The 14,913-nt window shown below is 38.3% G+C and carries 17 protein-coding genes; all 17 read left to right on the plus strand.

The annotated features are described in order from the left end of the window. The first annotated feature begins 77 nt into the window (after positions 1-77). Complete coding sequence (truB, locus tag Q0K03_RS00665) at positions 78-908, plus strand: tRNA pseudouridine(55) synthase TruB (protein WP_297236664.1); 831 nt, start codon at positions 78-80, stop codon at positions 906-908. Further along, entirely contained in the window at positions 908-1,858 is a 951-nt protein-coding gene (gene ribF, locus Q0K03_RS00670) for a riboflavin biosynthesis protein RibF (RefSeq protein ID WP_297236667.1), read from the plus strand. Before truB ends, ribF begins: the two co-directional genes overlap by 1 nt. Then, the gene (locus tag Q0K03_RS00675; RefSeq protein WP_297236669.1) at positions 1,855-2,337 is read left to right on the plus strand and encodes a GNAT family N-acetyltransferase; all 483 of its coding nucleotides are present in this window, start codon (positions 1,855-1,857) and stop codon (positions 2,335-2,337) included. Before ribF ends, Q0K03_RS00675 begins: the two co-directional genes overlap by 4 nt. A gap of 115 nt (positions 2,338-2,452) precedes the next feature. Then, the gene (locus tag Q0K03_RS00680; RefSeq protein ID WP_297236671.1) at positions 2,453-2,785 is read left to right on the plus strand and encodes an Asp23/Gls24 family envelope stress response protein; all 333 of its coding nucleotides are present in this window, start codon (positions 2,453-2,455) and stop codon (positions 2,783-2,785) included. Positions 2,786-2,827: 42 nt separating this feature from the next. Beyond that, entirely contained in the window at positions 2,828-3,730 is a 903-nt protein-coding gene (locus tag Q0K03_RS00685; protein WP_297236674.1) for a 5'-nucleotidase, read from the plus strand. Further along, positions 3,727-4,104, plus strand: coding sequence for a transcription antitermination factor NusB (gene nusB, locus Q0K03_RS00690; protein WP_297236675.1), 378 nt, complete (start codon positions 3,727-3,729; stop codon positions 4,102-4,104). The genes Q0K03_RS00685 and nusB overlap by 4 nt, the downstream gene beginning before the upstream one ends. Continuing rightward, positions 4,101-5,453, plus strand: coding sequence for an exodeoxyribonuclease VII large subunit (gene xseA, locus Q0K03_RS00695; RefSeq protein ID WP_297236678.1), 1,353 nt, complete (start codon positions 4,101-4,103; stop codon positions 5,451-5,453). The genes nusB and xseA overlap by 4 nt, the downstream gene beginning before the upstream one ends. Then, a complete protein-coding gene (gene xseB / locus Q0K03_RS00700) occupies positions 5,435-5,662 on the plus strand; it encodes an exodeoxyribonuclease VII small subunit (protein ID WP_297236680.1) in 228 nt (75 codons plus the stop codon). Before xseA ends, xseB begins: the two co-directional genes overlap by 19 nt. Continuing rightward, positions 5,640-6,488, plus strand: a complete 849-nt coding sequence (locus tag Q0K03_RS00705; RefSeq protein WP_297236682.1) for a polyprenyl synthetase family protein — start codon at positions 5,640-5,642, stop codon at positions 6,486-6,488. The genes xseB and Q0K03_RS00705 overlap by 23 nt, the downstream gene beginning before the upstream one ends. Positions 6,489-6,510: 22 nt before the next feature. Further along, positions 6,511-8,364 carry a 1-deoxy-D-xylulose-5-phosphate synthase gene (dxs, locus tag Q0K03_RS00710; protein ID WP_297236684.1) on the plus strand — a complete coding sequence of 618 codons (1,854 nt, stop codon included), beginning with the start codon at positions 6,511-6,513 and terminating at the stop codon, positions 8,362-8,364. A 1-nt stretch (position 8,365) separates the two neighbouring features. After that, entirely contained in the window at positions 8,366-9,079 is a 714-nt protein-coding gene (locus Q0K03_RS00715; RefSeq protein ID WP_297236686.1) for a TlyA family RNA methyltransferase, read from the plus strand. A gap of 4 nt (positions 9,080-9,083) precedes the next feature. After that, on the plus strand, positions 9,084-10,727 hold the full coding sequence (locus Q0K03_RS00720) for a DNA repair protein RecN (protein ID WP_297236688.1): 1,644 nt from the start codon (positions 9,084-9,086) through the stop codon (positions 10,725-10,727). Continuing rightward, positions 10,728-11,900 carry a DNA polymerase IV gene (gene dinB, locus Q0K03_RS00725; RefSeq protein WP_297236691.1) on the plus strand — a complete coding sequence of 391 codons (1,173 nt, stop codon included), beginning with the start codon at positions 10,728-10,730 and terminating at the stop codon, positions 11,898-11,900. Next, positions 11,893-12,543 (plus strand): methyltransferase, encoded by a 651-nt coding sequence (locus tag Q0K03_RS00730; protein WP_297236693.1) that lies wholly within the window; start codon positions 11,893-11,895, stop codon positions 12,541-12,543. The genes dinB and Q0K03_RS00730 overlap by 8 nt, the downstream gene beginning before the upstream one ends. 12 nt (positions 12,544-12,555) lie before the next feature. After that, on the plus strand, positions 12,556-13,464 hold the full coding sequence (locus Q0K03_RS00735; RefSeq protein ID WP_297236695.1) for a tyrosine-type recombinase/integrase: 909 nt from the start codon (positions 12,556-12,558) through the stop codon (positions 13,462-13,464). Positions 13,465-13,466: 2 nt separating this feature from the next. Then, positions 13,467-14,300 (plus strand): Mrp/NBP35 family ATP-binding protein, encoded by an 834-nt coding sequence (locus Q0K03_RS00740; protein ID WP_297236697.1) that lies wholly within the window; start codon positions 13,467-13,469, stop codon positions 14,298-14,300. Then, on the plus strand, positions 14,297-14,913 hold a 617-nt coding region (locus Q0K03_RS00745), incomplete at its 3' end, for a YgjP-like metallopeptidase domain-containing protein (RefSeq protein ID WP_297236699.1). The genes Q0K03_RS00740 and Q0K03_RS00745, both read left to right, overlap by 4 nt.

The following is a 14,913-nucleotide window of genomic DNA, read 5'->3' on the forward strand; positions in this document are numbered from 1 at the left end:
TGATTTTCTCCTGACCTAGCTATTATATATCAGTTGCACGCATTTTTAAAACAAAGTACAATAAGACCGGTGATAAAATGGATGGAATCTTGTTGGTAAACAAGCCGGCTCAAATGACAAGTCATGATGTTGTCAATCGTTTAAGAAGAATTCTACACATCAAGAAAATCGGTCACACAGGAACATTGGATCCCCAGGCAACCGGTTTAATGATCGTACTGGTGGGAAAAGCTTGTAAAGTGCTTCAGTTTTTAAAAGACACCGATAAGACTTATATTGCTACGATCCAATTGGGAACGGATACAGATACCATGGATGTTTTTGGGAATACCTTAAACGAAAAGGAGATTCGAACTGACTTTGATTTTCAAAGTGTACTTGATACATTTATGGGCAAGCAAACACAGCTTGTTCCTATGACCAGTGCAAAAAAGATCCATGGCAAAAAATTGATAGACTATCAGCGCCAAAATCTCAAGATTGAACCGATATATCAGGACGTTGAGATCTATTCAATCAAAGCTGTTGACTTACAGCAGCTTTCTTTTGAAGTTCATTGTTCCAGTGGAACCTATGTTCGCAGCATTTGTCAGGAATTTGCTCATAAAACGGGAAATCTAGGCTGTATGAAATCGTTGGTTCGAACAAAAATCGGTCGCTTTTCTCTGGATCAGGCACAAACTCTTGAAGATATTGAAAAAGAACCAAAATTTTACCCGGTTCAGCTGCTTCTGGATCATCTTCCTATCGTGGAAATTGAAGATCCAACTCCCGTGTATCAGGGAAAAAAGTTATATTTTACGAATCATAATGAGAAACAAATCGTGGTTAGTTTAAAAGGGGAACCTATCGCGGTCTATGAAAATATTGAAAAGGATCTTTATGCATCCAAAAGGGGGCTATGGTAATGGAATGTTATTTTATTGATTTAGAACATATTCCTAATTTACCTTCGACGGTATCCTGCATTGGTTTTTTTGATGGATTCCATAAAGGTCATCAGGCCCTGTTAAAAGAAACTTTAAGGATCGCAAATCAAAAAGGACTTCCTTCTGCACTGATCACTTTTGATCCAGATCCATGGACCTTGTTTCATCCTGAAAGAAAAATTGAACATATCACTCCAATGGAAGATAAAAAACAAATGGCTGCTTGTTTTGGGATCGAATATTTTTATATTCTTCATTTTTCCAGAGAACTGGCTTCTTTAAATTGTTCTGATTTTCATCAGTTATTAAAATCAATAAACATTAAGGCTTTGATTTGTGGCTTTGACTTTCATTACGCTTCCAAAAACTCTGGAAATATTTATACTTTAAAAGATCAGAATGATTTTGATGTTCATGTTGTCCAGGCGGTTGAAGATAAGAACGGAAAAATTTCGAGCACACGGATCGAATCCTATATTCAAAACGGACTTGTCTACAATGCGAATCAGCTGTTAGGTTATGCCTATTCTTTACAGGGAATCGTTGAACATGGTTTCCATAGAGGGACCAGTCTTCTTCAGGTTCCTACAGCCAATCTTAGATTATCCAGAGAGTATATCGTCCCTCAAAGCGGAGTATATGTTGGAGCGGTACGTGTCAACGGCCGAATCTATAAGGCTATGATCAACGTTGGGAAAAACCCGACGTTTAATAATCAAAAAGAAACGATCGAAGCGCATTTACTTGATTTTAAAGCTGATCTCTATGGAAAAGAACTCAGAATCTATTTTTATGACAAGATTCGTGAAGAAATGAAATTTAATGGAATCGATGAATTGAAAACACAGCTTCAAAAAGACCTGGCAAAGACAAGATCTTATCCATTAGATCTAAGGTATTTATATCCGCAAGGGAATGATCCAAAATGAAATGGATGATCCGACCTATTGCCTGTGAACACGATCCCATTCTTTTTAAAATCATACGTTCCAATCTTGAAGCTTTGCATTTGGATGTTCCGGGAACCGCGTATTTTGATCCTGAGCTAAGGCATCTCAGTAACTATTATCAAAACGAAAAAGCTTATTTTGTTCTTATCATAGACAATCAAGTGGCAGGAGGAATCGGTATGGCTCCCTTGACAAACATAGAGGACTGTGCAGAAGTTCAAAAGTTATATGTAGATCCTTTCTATCAGGGGCTAGGTTTTGGAAAGATCCTGATCGAGACTTTGGAAGATTTTGCCCAAAGAAAAGGATATAAAAAGCTGTATCTGGAAACGCACTCCAACTTAAAAGCGGCCATTCATCTATATGAAAAGCTGGGATACACTTTCATTGAAAAACCGCCGTTTGTGATCCATTCGACAATGAATCGTTTTTATATCAAGAATATCGGTTCAAAATAAAGGGTACGGCCAAGAAAAATGATAAGGAACATTGGAAAGATTGTGCTAATCGCGTTATAATATATCTATAATTTAAATTATTTGATATAATGAAAAAAGAAATGAGGGTTATATAATGGCACAGGAATATATTACTTTAGAAAATAATGGTAATTTAGGAACAGTACGTTTAAATAAAAGTGTGTTTACGTCGATTGCGTTGAACGTGATCGAAGAAGATGAAAATGTCAAGCTCGCCGAATCTTCCAGGTTAAGAAACACAAATACCTTGAGTTCGAACATTAACGAAAATCAACTTTCCATGAATGTTCCAATCCAAATCAATTATAAGGCAAATGTTTCTGACGTTTGTGCAAATCTGCAACACAAGATCTTTGAAAGTATTTCATATATGACGGGCTTAAAACCTGCTTCTATCGAGATTCAGGTTGTCGGATTTATTTTTTAAGGGATCTTCGGATTCCTTTTTTTTGAAGAAAAGAGGGTATAGATGAGCGTATCGTTTGATGATTATTTGGTGGTAGGAATTTCAAGCCGCGCTTTGTTTAATTTGGAAAAAGAAAATTCTGTCTTTGAAAAGGATGGTTTGGAATCGTACCGAGACTATCAGCTTTCTCATGAAGATGAAATATTGGAACCAGGCACAGGATTTAACTTGGTCAAAAATCTGCTTTCGATCAACCAAAGGACGCATAAAAAACTAGTAGAAGTGATCGTAATGTCACGTAACTCTGCGGAAACATCTCTCCGCATCATCAATTCATTAGATCATTATGATCTCGATATCAATCGTATGGCTATGAGCGGCGGAGAAAATATATCACGCTATCTGGAGGCCTTTGGTATTGATTTATTTTTGTCTTGTAATGAATCGGATGTCAATGATGCAATCAACAACGGATTTGCCGCAGGACTTGTCTACAATACCGATCAAATCTATTCAATGAATTCAGATCAAATTCGTATTGCCTTTGATGCCGATGCCGTCTTATTTTCCAGTGACAGTGAAAAGATCTTTCAAAGGAAAGGCTTGGATGCCTTTGTGGAAAATGAAGTTTCTAATGAAGATCGTGCACTGAAGAAGGGACCTTTGGCAAAGTTTCTCTTTTGTCTGGCCAATCTTCAAAAAAATACAAGAGAATATCAGCTGATTCGGACCGCAATCGTGACTTCACGCGATAAAAATACAGGAAGACGTGTCTTAAAAACTCTTCGAAAATGGAATATCGATGTAGATGAAGTCTTTTTTCTTCAAGGGGCGGATAAAACAATGGTTTTAAAAAGTTTTGGTGCAAATATATTTTTTGACGATCAGGATGTACATGGTGTACCAGCCAGTCAGGTTGTACCCAGTGCTAAAGTACCATATAAGAAAGGACAGGAACCGAAATGAATCGACATGAACAACGCGTAATCGCAATGGAAGCTTTATATCAAAATCTTTTATTGAACAAAGACATCCGACGGTCTTTGTTTGAATCCACACACGGACAAAATGAAATCGATCCTTTTCTTTATTCTTTAACGATCGATCTTATTGAGCACAAAGATGCCTATATTCAAGACATTGAAAAAAAATTACGGGAAGACTGGACTTTTGATCGGCTAAGTTTACTGGAACAATGCATCTTATTGCTGGCATACCAGGAAATGCATGTCATTGGGACTGCCAAGCCGGTTGTCATCGATGAAGCCGTGAATCTTGCCAAGGCGTATTGCGATGATACAAGCTATAAACTGATCAATGGAATTTTGGACCGCCTATGAACGATAAACGTGTGGTTTCCGTTTCCACGGTCCTGGCTCGAATCAAAACGATCTTAACCACGACCTTTGATTTTTCAACGGTATGGATCCAGGGGGAAGTCAGCAATCTCACAAAACACCGTTCGGGACATTATTACTTTTCATTGAAGGATGAAAAAGGGGAAATGAGCTGTGTTATGTTTTCTTCATATGTACGGCATATGAATTTTGATTTGGAAGAAGGCATGAGGGTGCTGGTGCAGGGAAGCGTAAATGTCTATGAGGCAAGAGGATCGCTTCAGTTGTATATAAAAAAAATTCAACCCGATGGTCTGGGAGATCTTTACCTGGAACTTAAACAAAGATACAAACGTCTTAAAGAATTAGGATATTTCGATTTAGAACACAAAAAATCAAAGCCAGACTGGATTGAAAACGTAGCGGTGATCACCGCAAAAGAAGGGGCCGCGCTGCAGGATGTTTTAAAAACAGTTGAGAAGCGATGGCCGATGTTGAAGATTACGCTTTATCCGGCCTATGTCCAGGGAAATCAAGCTCCTGCTTCTTTGATCAAACAGATCGTTAAGGCGGATTCAAAAGATTATGATGCTTTATTGATCGTCCGTGGGGGCGGAAGTTTTGAGGATCTCTTCTGTTTCAATGATGAACATCTGGTCAAGACAATTTATGAATGTAAGACCTACACAGTAAGTGGAGTCGGTCATGAAGTAGATACCACCTTGTGTGATCTGGTTTGCGACCATAGGGCGCTTACGCCGACGGCCGCAGCGCAATGGGTGACGCCGGATCAGGAAGAAGTAAAAAGAATTCTATCCTCTTATGAAGAGCAGATGATCGTATCGTTGAATCATTTACTCGACATGAATCGGCAAAAACTCATTTCTCTTGAGCAGAATCCATACATTGAAGATCCGTATTCCTGGATCTATGAAAAACAGCTTAAGTTAGATTCTTTGCAGACCAGTCTGGAACACGGTATTCAATCGTATTCTAATAAAAAAGACAAAGTTTTATATCTGCAGGATAACATGATCAAAAGTATATCTAAAAAAATGACGATGGTTCAGCTACACTCAAAAATGAATCAACAAAAACTTCAATCTCTTGTGACAGCTTTTACAAACCATCAGAAAAATCAACTGGTCAAGAATATTTCTTTACTGGATGCTTATAGTCCTTTAAAGGTCATGGCAAGAGGCTATGCCGCTGTCTTTAAGGAGAAATCTTTGATTGCCAGCATCGATCAGGTTGATACAGAAGATAGACTCCAGGTGTATCTAAACGATGGATGTTTAAATACAGTTGTCATCGATAAGGAGGAGAAAACTCTATGGCACAAAAAAAATTAAAATTTCAGGAAGCGATGAAACGCTTGGACGAAATCGTCAATTTATTGAATTCGAATGATTTGGACCTTGAAGAAGCAATGGATCTTTTTGAAGAAGGTCTCAAGCTTTCCAAACAATGTTCGAAACAATTAAAAGATTTTGAAAATCGAATGGATCAGTTGATCAATCTTCAGGAGGAAGAACAACATGACAATGATGGAGACATTTGAACAATACCTGAAAGAAAAAGTGAATGAAGGAATGCCTTCTTTGACCAAAGAAGCAATGTCTTATTCGTTGATGAATGGTGGAAAGAGGGTGCGCCCACAGATTTTATTTTCGATTTTAAAAGATTATGGGTTGGATCCCCAATATGGGTTTCCCTGCGGTTGCGCCATTGAAATGATCCATACCTATTCTTTGATCCACGATGATCTTCCTTGTATGGATGATGACGATCTTCGCCGCGGCAAACCTAGTTGTCACAAAGCGTATAATGAGGCTGTTGCGGTATTGGCGGGAGATGCTCTTTTAACAAAGGCATTTCAGGTCGCGCTTGAAACTGCGTGCAGTGATGCCCAGAAGATCGAAGTCATTCAAAGGTTGAGCCAAGATGCCGGTATCGAGGGTATGATCCTTGGACAGGATCTGGATATGAAATTTGAAAACAGCTGTTCTCGTACCTTTGAAGATCTTATCAATGTTGAGGTCTATAAAACAGCTAAATTATTAACTCTTCCTATGGTTTGCGCTGCCATTTTGTCCAATCATAAGGAAGATCTTCCAATCTGGGAAGAAATTGGCACCAAACTGGGGATACAATTTCAGGTACAGGATGACATTTTAGATGTTACAAGTTCAAGTGAAGTCTTAGGAAAATCTACTAGTGATTTGGAAAATAACAAACTGACGGCCATCTCTTTGCTTGGATTGGACTCAGCTAAAGACTTTGTATTGAAACTGAATCAGGAAATTGAAGAGTTATTGAATAAATTGCATTCACCTTGTGAGAATTTTAAAGAATTAAAAAGCTATTTGATCAACCGAACATATTGATGTGAGAAAAGAGGGAAACGGTATGCGTTTATACGACATCAAATCACCAGAACAAATCAAGAATCTATCCATTGGTCAGTTAAATGATCTGGCTAAGGACATTCGCAGTTTTTTGATTGAAAATATCTCGAAAACTGGTGGTCATTTATCCAGTAATCTGGGAATCGTGGAAACAACGATTGCGATGCATTATGTATTTAACGCTCCCAAAGATAAACTGATTTTTGACGTTGGTCATCAATCTTATGTGCATAAGATCCTAACAGGACGCTCTACCTTATTTCCAACATTGCGACAAATGGGAGGGCTGTCCGGTTTTCAAAAACGCAACGAAAGTGAATATGATTGTTGGGAGGCGGGTCATTCTTCCACTTCACTAAGTGCTGCCTTGGGATTTGCCGTTGCCCGTGATTTACAGAAGGAAGATTACAACGTTGTCAGTTTGATTGGGGATGGAGCCATTGCCAGCGGGATGAGCATGGAAGCTTTGAATGATATCGGTGCCCAACAAAGAAAAATGATTATCATTTTTAATGACAACAACATGTCTATATCTAAAAATCACGGAGGCATGGAAAAACGTATTACATCCATTCGTTCCAGCCGTATCTATCGAAATGTCAAACACGATGTGAAAGGACATATTCGCAAAAATAAAGTGGGAACAGAAACATTGAAATTCATGACCTTTGTAAAAGACAAACTCAAACAAGGCTTGATTGATGCTCCTTTGTTCAATGAATTTAATTTAGACTATATGGGACCGGTAAATGGCCATGATATTGGCGAACTTATCAAAGTCTTTGAAGCAGCCAAGGAGCATGATGGTCCAATCGTTGTCCATGTTTTAACAAAAAAAGGGAAGGGTTACAGCTTTGCCGAACAAGATACTGTTGGAAAATGGCATGGAGTTTCTCCTTTCAATATTTCAACGGGAAAATCATTGATGAAACTGCCGCCAAACGAAAAGAGTTGGTCACAGATCATTTCAGATGCTTTGATCGATCTGGCAAAACAATATGAAGGAATCGTTGCGATCACACCCGCTATGGCACAGGGAAGCAAACTATTAAAATTCGCCAAACTTTTTCCGGATCGTTTCTTTGATTGTGGAATTGCCGAACAACACGCCGTGACTATGGCCTGTGGAATGGCTGCAGGAGGGCTGCATCCTTTTGTCAGTATTTATTCGTCATTCCTTCAAAGGGCGTATGATCAAATCAATCATGATCTGGCAAGGATGAATTTGCCGGTGGTCATCGGAATCGACCGGGCAGGTCTTGTCGGAGACGATGGCGAAACGCACCAGGGTGTCTTTGATATCTCTATGCTGAGGAGCATACCCAATTTGATTTTGTCTCAGCCTAAGAATGCCAAAGAAGCGTATGATCTTATGTATACAGCTTTTCTATCCAAACGTCCGTTTTGCATCCGATATCCAAGAGGGCAGGCTTACGTACCTGATTCAATATCCATGCAGCAAATTGAAATTGGAACCTGGACCCAGAGTGTGACAGGAAATCATCCAAAAGCGATTGTGATATCCTATGGCCCGGATGTGGAAAGAATCGAACATACAGCCAGAGAAAATGATCTTTCTGTTATCGTTGTGAATGCTCGCTTTTTCAAGCCACTGGATGAAGTTATGCTTCAAGATCTTTTTTCACGTAAGCTGCCAATTTTTGTTTTTGAAACCGATGTTATGATCGGCGGCCTTTCCAGTGCAATCCTGGAATTTAAAAATCAAATCGATCCTTCCATAGAAATCATTGGCATCCATGATCATTTTGTCGAACATGGTTCAATTCGTTCATTAAGAAAAAAAGAACACATTGACTTAGAAACTTTATTCCATGAAATAGAAGGGCAGGAATAGAATGCGTCTTGATGTTATGTGTGCCTCTCGATTAGGTTCCAGAACAAAAGCACAGGATCTGATCAAAGAAGGTAAAGTTAAAGTCAATGGGACCATACAGAAAAAGCCCAGTCTCTCGGTGGAAGAAACCGATGTCATTGAAATCGATGATTCAAACACCTACGTTTCTCGAGGGGCTTATAAATTAAAAGGGTGTCTTGATACTTTTGATGTGTCTCTGGATAATGAAGTGGTCCTGGATATTGGAGCCAGCACAGGAGGATTTACCCAAATTGCTTTAGAATATGGAGCCTACAAAGTCTATGCTCTCGATGTGGGGCATCTTCAATTGGATCCTATTTTGGAAAAAGATTGTCGAGTCATAAAAATGGAAGGGATGAATGCCCGTGAAATCGATTGTTCCTGGTTCGAGGATTCGATTCATTTTTTCTGCATGGATGTGAGTTTCATTTCTGCGAAAACAATACTTATTCCGGTTCTAGAAACTTTAAAGGTCCAGCATTGTGCCTTTTTGATCAAACCGCAATTTGAGTGCGGACCGAAATACTTAAATCACAAAGGTATTTTGAAAAATAAAAAAATCGAAAAAAATATTGTGGATGATTATAGACGATTTATGCTTCAATATTTTAAAAACGTTCAAATCATGCCTTCCGTTATCAAAGGAAGGAATGGCAATCAGGAATTCATGTTGTATGCCAATGAAAGAAGGTGAGAAGATGATCGAACAGTTATATGTAAAAGACTATATATTATTTGATAAAGCCTTCATTGATTTTGACAAAGGAATGACTTCCATTACCGGAGAAACAGGAGCTGGTAAATCGCTTTTAATTGATGCGATTGGTTATTTGATGGGAAAGCGCATTCCCAATAACATTGTAAAAAAAGGAAAAGAAAAATGTATCCTGCAGATGGTTTTATCCCGACCTCAACAAAGTGTATGTGACTTGTTGGAAGAAAATGGTTTTGATATTGAAGATCATCTGATTATCCAGAGAACGATCACCAATACACAAAAAAGTACAATACGTATCAATCAGCAAGTATCAACCTTACATTTTGTAAAAGAGATCCTTTCCATGCTGATCGATGTTCATTCCCAACAAGATACTTTTTATTTGATGGATTCTGGTGTGCAGATGGATCTGTTGGACCAGTATGCCAACACGGTCACATTACGTAAACAAGTCAAGCAGGCATTTTTAGAATATGAACAATTGCTTAATGAATACCTGGATTTAAAAGAAAATCAATTGAGTGAAGAAACGTTAGATGTTTTGACAGATCAATACAATGAAATTGAGGAAATCTGGATTCCTCAGGAAGAATACGATGATCTTCTGGCGCGAATCGAAAATCAATCCAGGTCTCAGAAAACGTTAGAAGATCTTTCTCAGGCAGCCTATTATTTGGATCAGGACAATGGAATCCTTGATCAAATCTACAATGTGTATAAATCCATTGATTCTTGTGATGAAATGAAAGAAGAATCCCAGTACTTGCAGGATACCTATTATCAGTTGCAGGATGTCTCGGAAAAAATTAAAACTCAAAGAGAAATCCTCTATCAGGACTCACTGAATCTGGATTCGATGCAGGAAAAAGTATTTGCGATCAAAAAAGCACTTCGTAAATATGGCGGTTCCTTTGAAGCAATGAACGATAAGAAAAAGGAGCTCATGACACAAATCGAATCTATTATTCATCGTGATGATCTTTTAGATAAGTTACAAAAAAAGTTAAATGAAAAAAAGCGCCATTATGATGAGATAGCCAATAAACTTTCAATGAATAGAAAAGCGGTATTGTCGAAATTATCTCAATCTTTGGAATCGCATTTCCATGATTTAATGTTGGAACATGCGCGTTTTCAAGTCCGATTTGAAACCAAAGATCCTTCTATCAATGGAGTGGATCTGATTTTTTATGAAGTTTCTATGAATCCTGGACAGCCATTTTTACCCTTGAAGCAGGCCGCCTCCGGAGGCGAGCTTTCCCGTTTGATGCTGGCATTAAAGGTTGTCTTTCATTCGCAGAAGGCGACCGAAACATTGATCTTTGATGAGATCGATACCGGCGTCAGTGGAAAAGTCGCTTTTAAAATGGGAGAAAAGATGAAAATGCTCTCTGGACAATATCAAGTTTTATGTATTACACATCTGGCCAGTGTGGCCGCCTGGGCCGATTCCCATTTTAAAGTTTCAAAACAAGTCGTAGAAAATTCCACTCAAACGATGGTTTCTCTTCTAAACCGTGAGGAGACGATAGAAGAGCTGGCAATGATGTCTAGCGGAAAACTATCCGAGGCTTCTAAATTAGCCGCTCTGGAACTAAAACAAAGGGTTAAGGAGTCTTCCTAAATGGCAAGAGTTTTATTCCATATTGATCTAAATGCTTTTTTTGCATCCTGTGAAGAATTAAAAAACCCTGACTTAAAAGGAAAACCGATGGCTGTAGGCTCGCTGTCAAAGCGGGGAGTTTTATCTACAGCCAATTATGAGGCAAGATCTTTTGGGGTCCATTCGGCGATGCCGGTCTATGAAGCCTTAAAAAAATGTCCCGAGCTTATTATTGTCCAGGGCGATTACAACTACTATCGTTCCATAAGCGCTCAGTTCTTTGAGTATTTGCGTAAGTATTCTAATTTACTGGAACCTTGCAGCATCGATGAATGTTTTTTAGATGTTACCGAGATCATTTCACATTACCAAAGACCTTTGGATCTGGCGTTTGAAATCCAGGATGGAGTGCTGGAAACGTTGGGGCTCAGTGTTTCCATCGGAGTAGCTCCAACACGCTTTCTTGCCAAAATGGCAAGCGATATGCGTAAGCCAAAGGGAATCACCGTTTTACGTAAAAAAGAGATTCCAAACAAATTGTTTCCACTTTCGATTGATCGAATCGTAGGACTGGGAAAAAAGACAATTCCTCTGTTGAAAGAAAAACACATTGAAACTATTGAAGATTTTGCCAATCCGGAAAATGAACAGACTGTCTTGCAGATCTTAGGAAGAAACGGATATGCCTTGATCCAAAAAGTAAAAGGCAACAGCAGTGATAAGCTGGAAGTTTCTTCCACAAGAAAATCGCTTTCTTTATCGCGAACTTTTGAATATGATCTGTATACAATTGATGAAGTTCTTGAAAAAGCACGATTGTTAACGCAGCAACTGTCAGAAAAAATGATTCGGGATAATCAGATGGGCCAGTTGGTCTCATTGTCTTTGCGCGACACAGAATTTCACAATATTGTTCGTTCTAAGAACTTATCTCATTATACCAATCAGTTTCCACTTATGTTTCAGGCGATACAAAACTTAATTGAGGAAAACTTTGAACCGATCGGATATCGCCACATAGGTGTCCATATGGGCTCTATAAAAAATCAGGAGCAGGTATTGATGCAGCCAACGATCTTTGAATCGCCTTTGCATGATACAGATTGGATCATTGATAAACTCAATAAAAAGACCGAAGGCAATGTTTTTAAAAAGGCAAGCGATTTACTGAAAGAGAGAAACGAAGATGAATGAGTTAAAACTGGATTACTTTATATCGAAAGATAAGAAAATTTACCAACATCCGGATCATTTTCATTTTAATACCGATACCAAACTTTTGGCACAGTTTTTAAAGGTAAAAAAGAATGAAAGAGTACTGGATATTGGAACGAACAACGCTGCACTTTTATACGCTTGTGACGATGTGGATGTAAAGGAACTGGTGGGCGTGGAAATACTGGAAGAAGCTTGCCAAATTGCACAAATGAATACCCAGTTCTTTAAACATGATATTCGGATCGTTCATTCACGCATTCAGGATTTTGAGGATGAAGAATTTGATGTGATCGTATCAAATCCTCCTTATTTCAAGATGGATGCCACGCATCCGGATATTCAATATACGCTCCGGCAGTATGGACGGGTAGAAATCAATCTTTCGCTGGAAGAATTGATCAAAAATGCGGCACGTTTATTAAAAAGTAATGGGCGTTTTTATTTTGTTCATCGTCCCAATCGATTGAATGAAATAGCTCATTTCTTGTTTCAGTACAACTTTCATATAAAATCATTGCAAATCGCTTATGACAGGAATATTGCCAAATCCATCTTGATAGAAGCAATTAAAGAATCAAACTGTGACTGCAATATTCTTCAACCTTTGTTCATAAAGTGATAAAATATAGAAATGAATATCAGAGAAGCCGTTTCGGATTATTTAATGAACATTGAAATTGTCCAAAACAAGTCGTCAAACACCGTTCTTGCTTATCAAAGTGATTTACAGATCTATTGTTCCTATCTGGAACAGCATGGATACAAAAATATGGAACAAATCGATCTTTTAACCGTGGAACATTTTTTGATGGAGTTTATGGACACACATGTGCCATCCAGCGGCAATCGAATGCTTGCCGCTATTCGTTCTTTTCACGAATATACGAGTATGAATCATCCGGCCATAAAAGATCCTATCTCAGTTATTCATGGTTTCCAAAAGAGCAAAAAACTTCCGATTTACTGCACGCAAAAAGAAATTGAAAAACTCTTTTCATCTTTTGATATTAAGGATGAAAAGCAGTTTTATCAAAAAGTGATCTTAGAAATTCTGTATTCTTGCGGACTTCGAGTGAGTGAATTGTGTTCTTTGGAATTACACCAAATTCACTTTAGCGAAAAAATATTACGAATCTTAGGAAAAGGGGATAAGGAAAGAATCGTTCCCATTGCTCAGCCTTGTATTGAAGATATGCTGAGATATCGCGATACGATTCGTGAAAAATGGTTAAAAAAAAGAACGAATCTCTTTTTGATCAACCAGCAAGGCAGACCTTGTACACGTCAGTACGTTCATAATCTGATCAAACAAAAAGCAGATGAGTGCGGATTGAATCACAAGGTCTCTGCGCATAGTTTAAGACATAGTTTTGCGACACATTTGTTAGAAGGCAACGCGGATTTACGAATCGTACAGGAATTGCTGGGGCATAGCGACATCCAGACAACACAGATTTACACGCACATTCAAAATCAGCGTTTGACAAAAGCTTACGATGAGTATTTTAATTTTTTGGAAGAGAAAGAGGAGGAAAAATAATTATGTCATGTGAAGGATGCCCAAATCAGGGAAATTGCGGGAAAGACCAGTCTACTTGTGGAGTAGAAAACAATCCGAATAACCATATCAAGAACATCGTATCGATCATGTCAGGAAAGGGCGGTGTTGGGAAATCTACGATCACAGTCATGATGGCCAAAGCCCTGGCAAGAAAAGGTTTGAAAGTTGGAATCATGGATGCCGACATTACCGGTCCAAGTATTCCTCGATTGTTTTCAGCGGAAAAAGAACAGGCTTATGCGACAAAGGAAAACTACATCATTCCTGTTGAGGTAGATCAGGGAATTAAAATCATGTCTTTAAATTTCATGATGAAAAATGAAAGCGACCCGGTCATTTGGCGTGGCCCTATCATTGCAGGCGTTGTAAAACAATTTTATACGGATGTTTTATGGGGAGATCTGGATGTATTGCTCATTGATATGCCGCCAGGAACTGGTGATGTAGCCTTGACAATTATGCAGTCTTTACCGGTTTCCGGCGTTTTGATGGTATCTACACCACAGCCAATGGTCTCTATGATCGTTTCTAAAGCCATTCATATGTGTGAACAGATGAAAGTTCCAGTATATGGAGTGATTGAAAACATGGCGTATCTGGAATGTCCAAATTGTCAGGAACGAATTGATTTCTACAATAAGGAAGAACTTAATTCATTCGTTCAGGAAACCAATTGTAACCTTTACGCAACCCTTCCAATGTTGGATTTGATTCGAGATATCAACACGTATCAGGATTATACCGACAATCAAAAAGAAATCGTTTTAGACTTGATCGATCAGGCAGCGGACTCTCTATTGAAAGATTTGCAATGATAGAATATATCTTAAAACGGAAAAAAATTAAGAACATCATTATTCGAATCAAAAATGGAGAAGTGATCGTAAGTGCTCCATTAAAGGTTTCTCAAAAGAAGATCGATTCTTTTATACTTTGTCATAGACAATGGATCGAAGCCCAGTTATCAAAAGAATGTTTGCCTTTATCCAGTGGAGATAGTATTCGCATACTGGAAAAAGATTATGTGATTTATTTTATTGATGGAAGCCGGAGGATCACCGAAGATAAAATATACTGTAAGGAAACATCTTCCGTTTTCCATAATGCCGTATTAAAGATCTGCTCCGCTTATTTTCAGGATCGATTCAATTTTTTGTGTCATAAAATGAATATTTCAGATATCGAGCTTCATCTGGGGTTTTATTCCAGTAAATGGGGAAGTTGTACACCTTCAAAAAGAAGAATCACAATCAATGCCAATTTAGCGTTTACAGACAAAGAATGCATTGATGCGATTCTAGTACACGAACTATGTCATTTGAGCCATATGGATCATTCTAGAGCCTTTTATGACTGTGTTACGAGATGGATGCCCAATTACAAGCTTGTTCACAAACGATTAAAGACTTATTCGATTCCATATATAAA

This window comes from uncultured Faecalicoccus sp. (assembly GCF_944327125.1).
Lineage (GTDB): Bacteria > Bacillota_I > Bacilli_A > Erysipelotrichales > Erysipelotrichaceae > Faecalicoccus.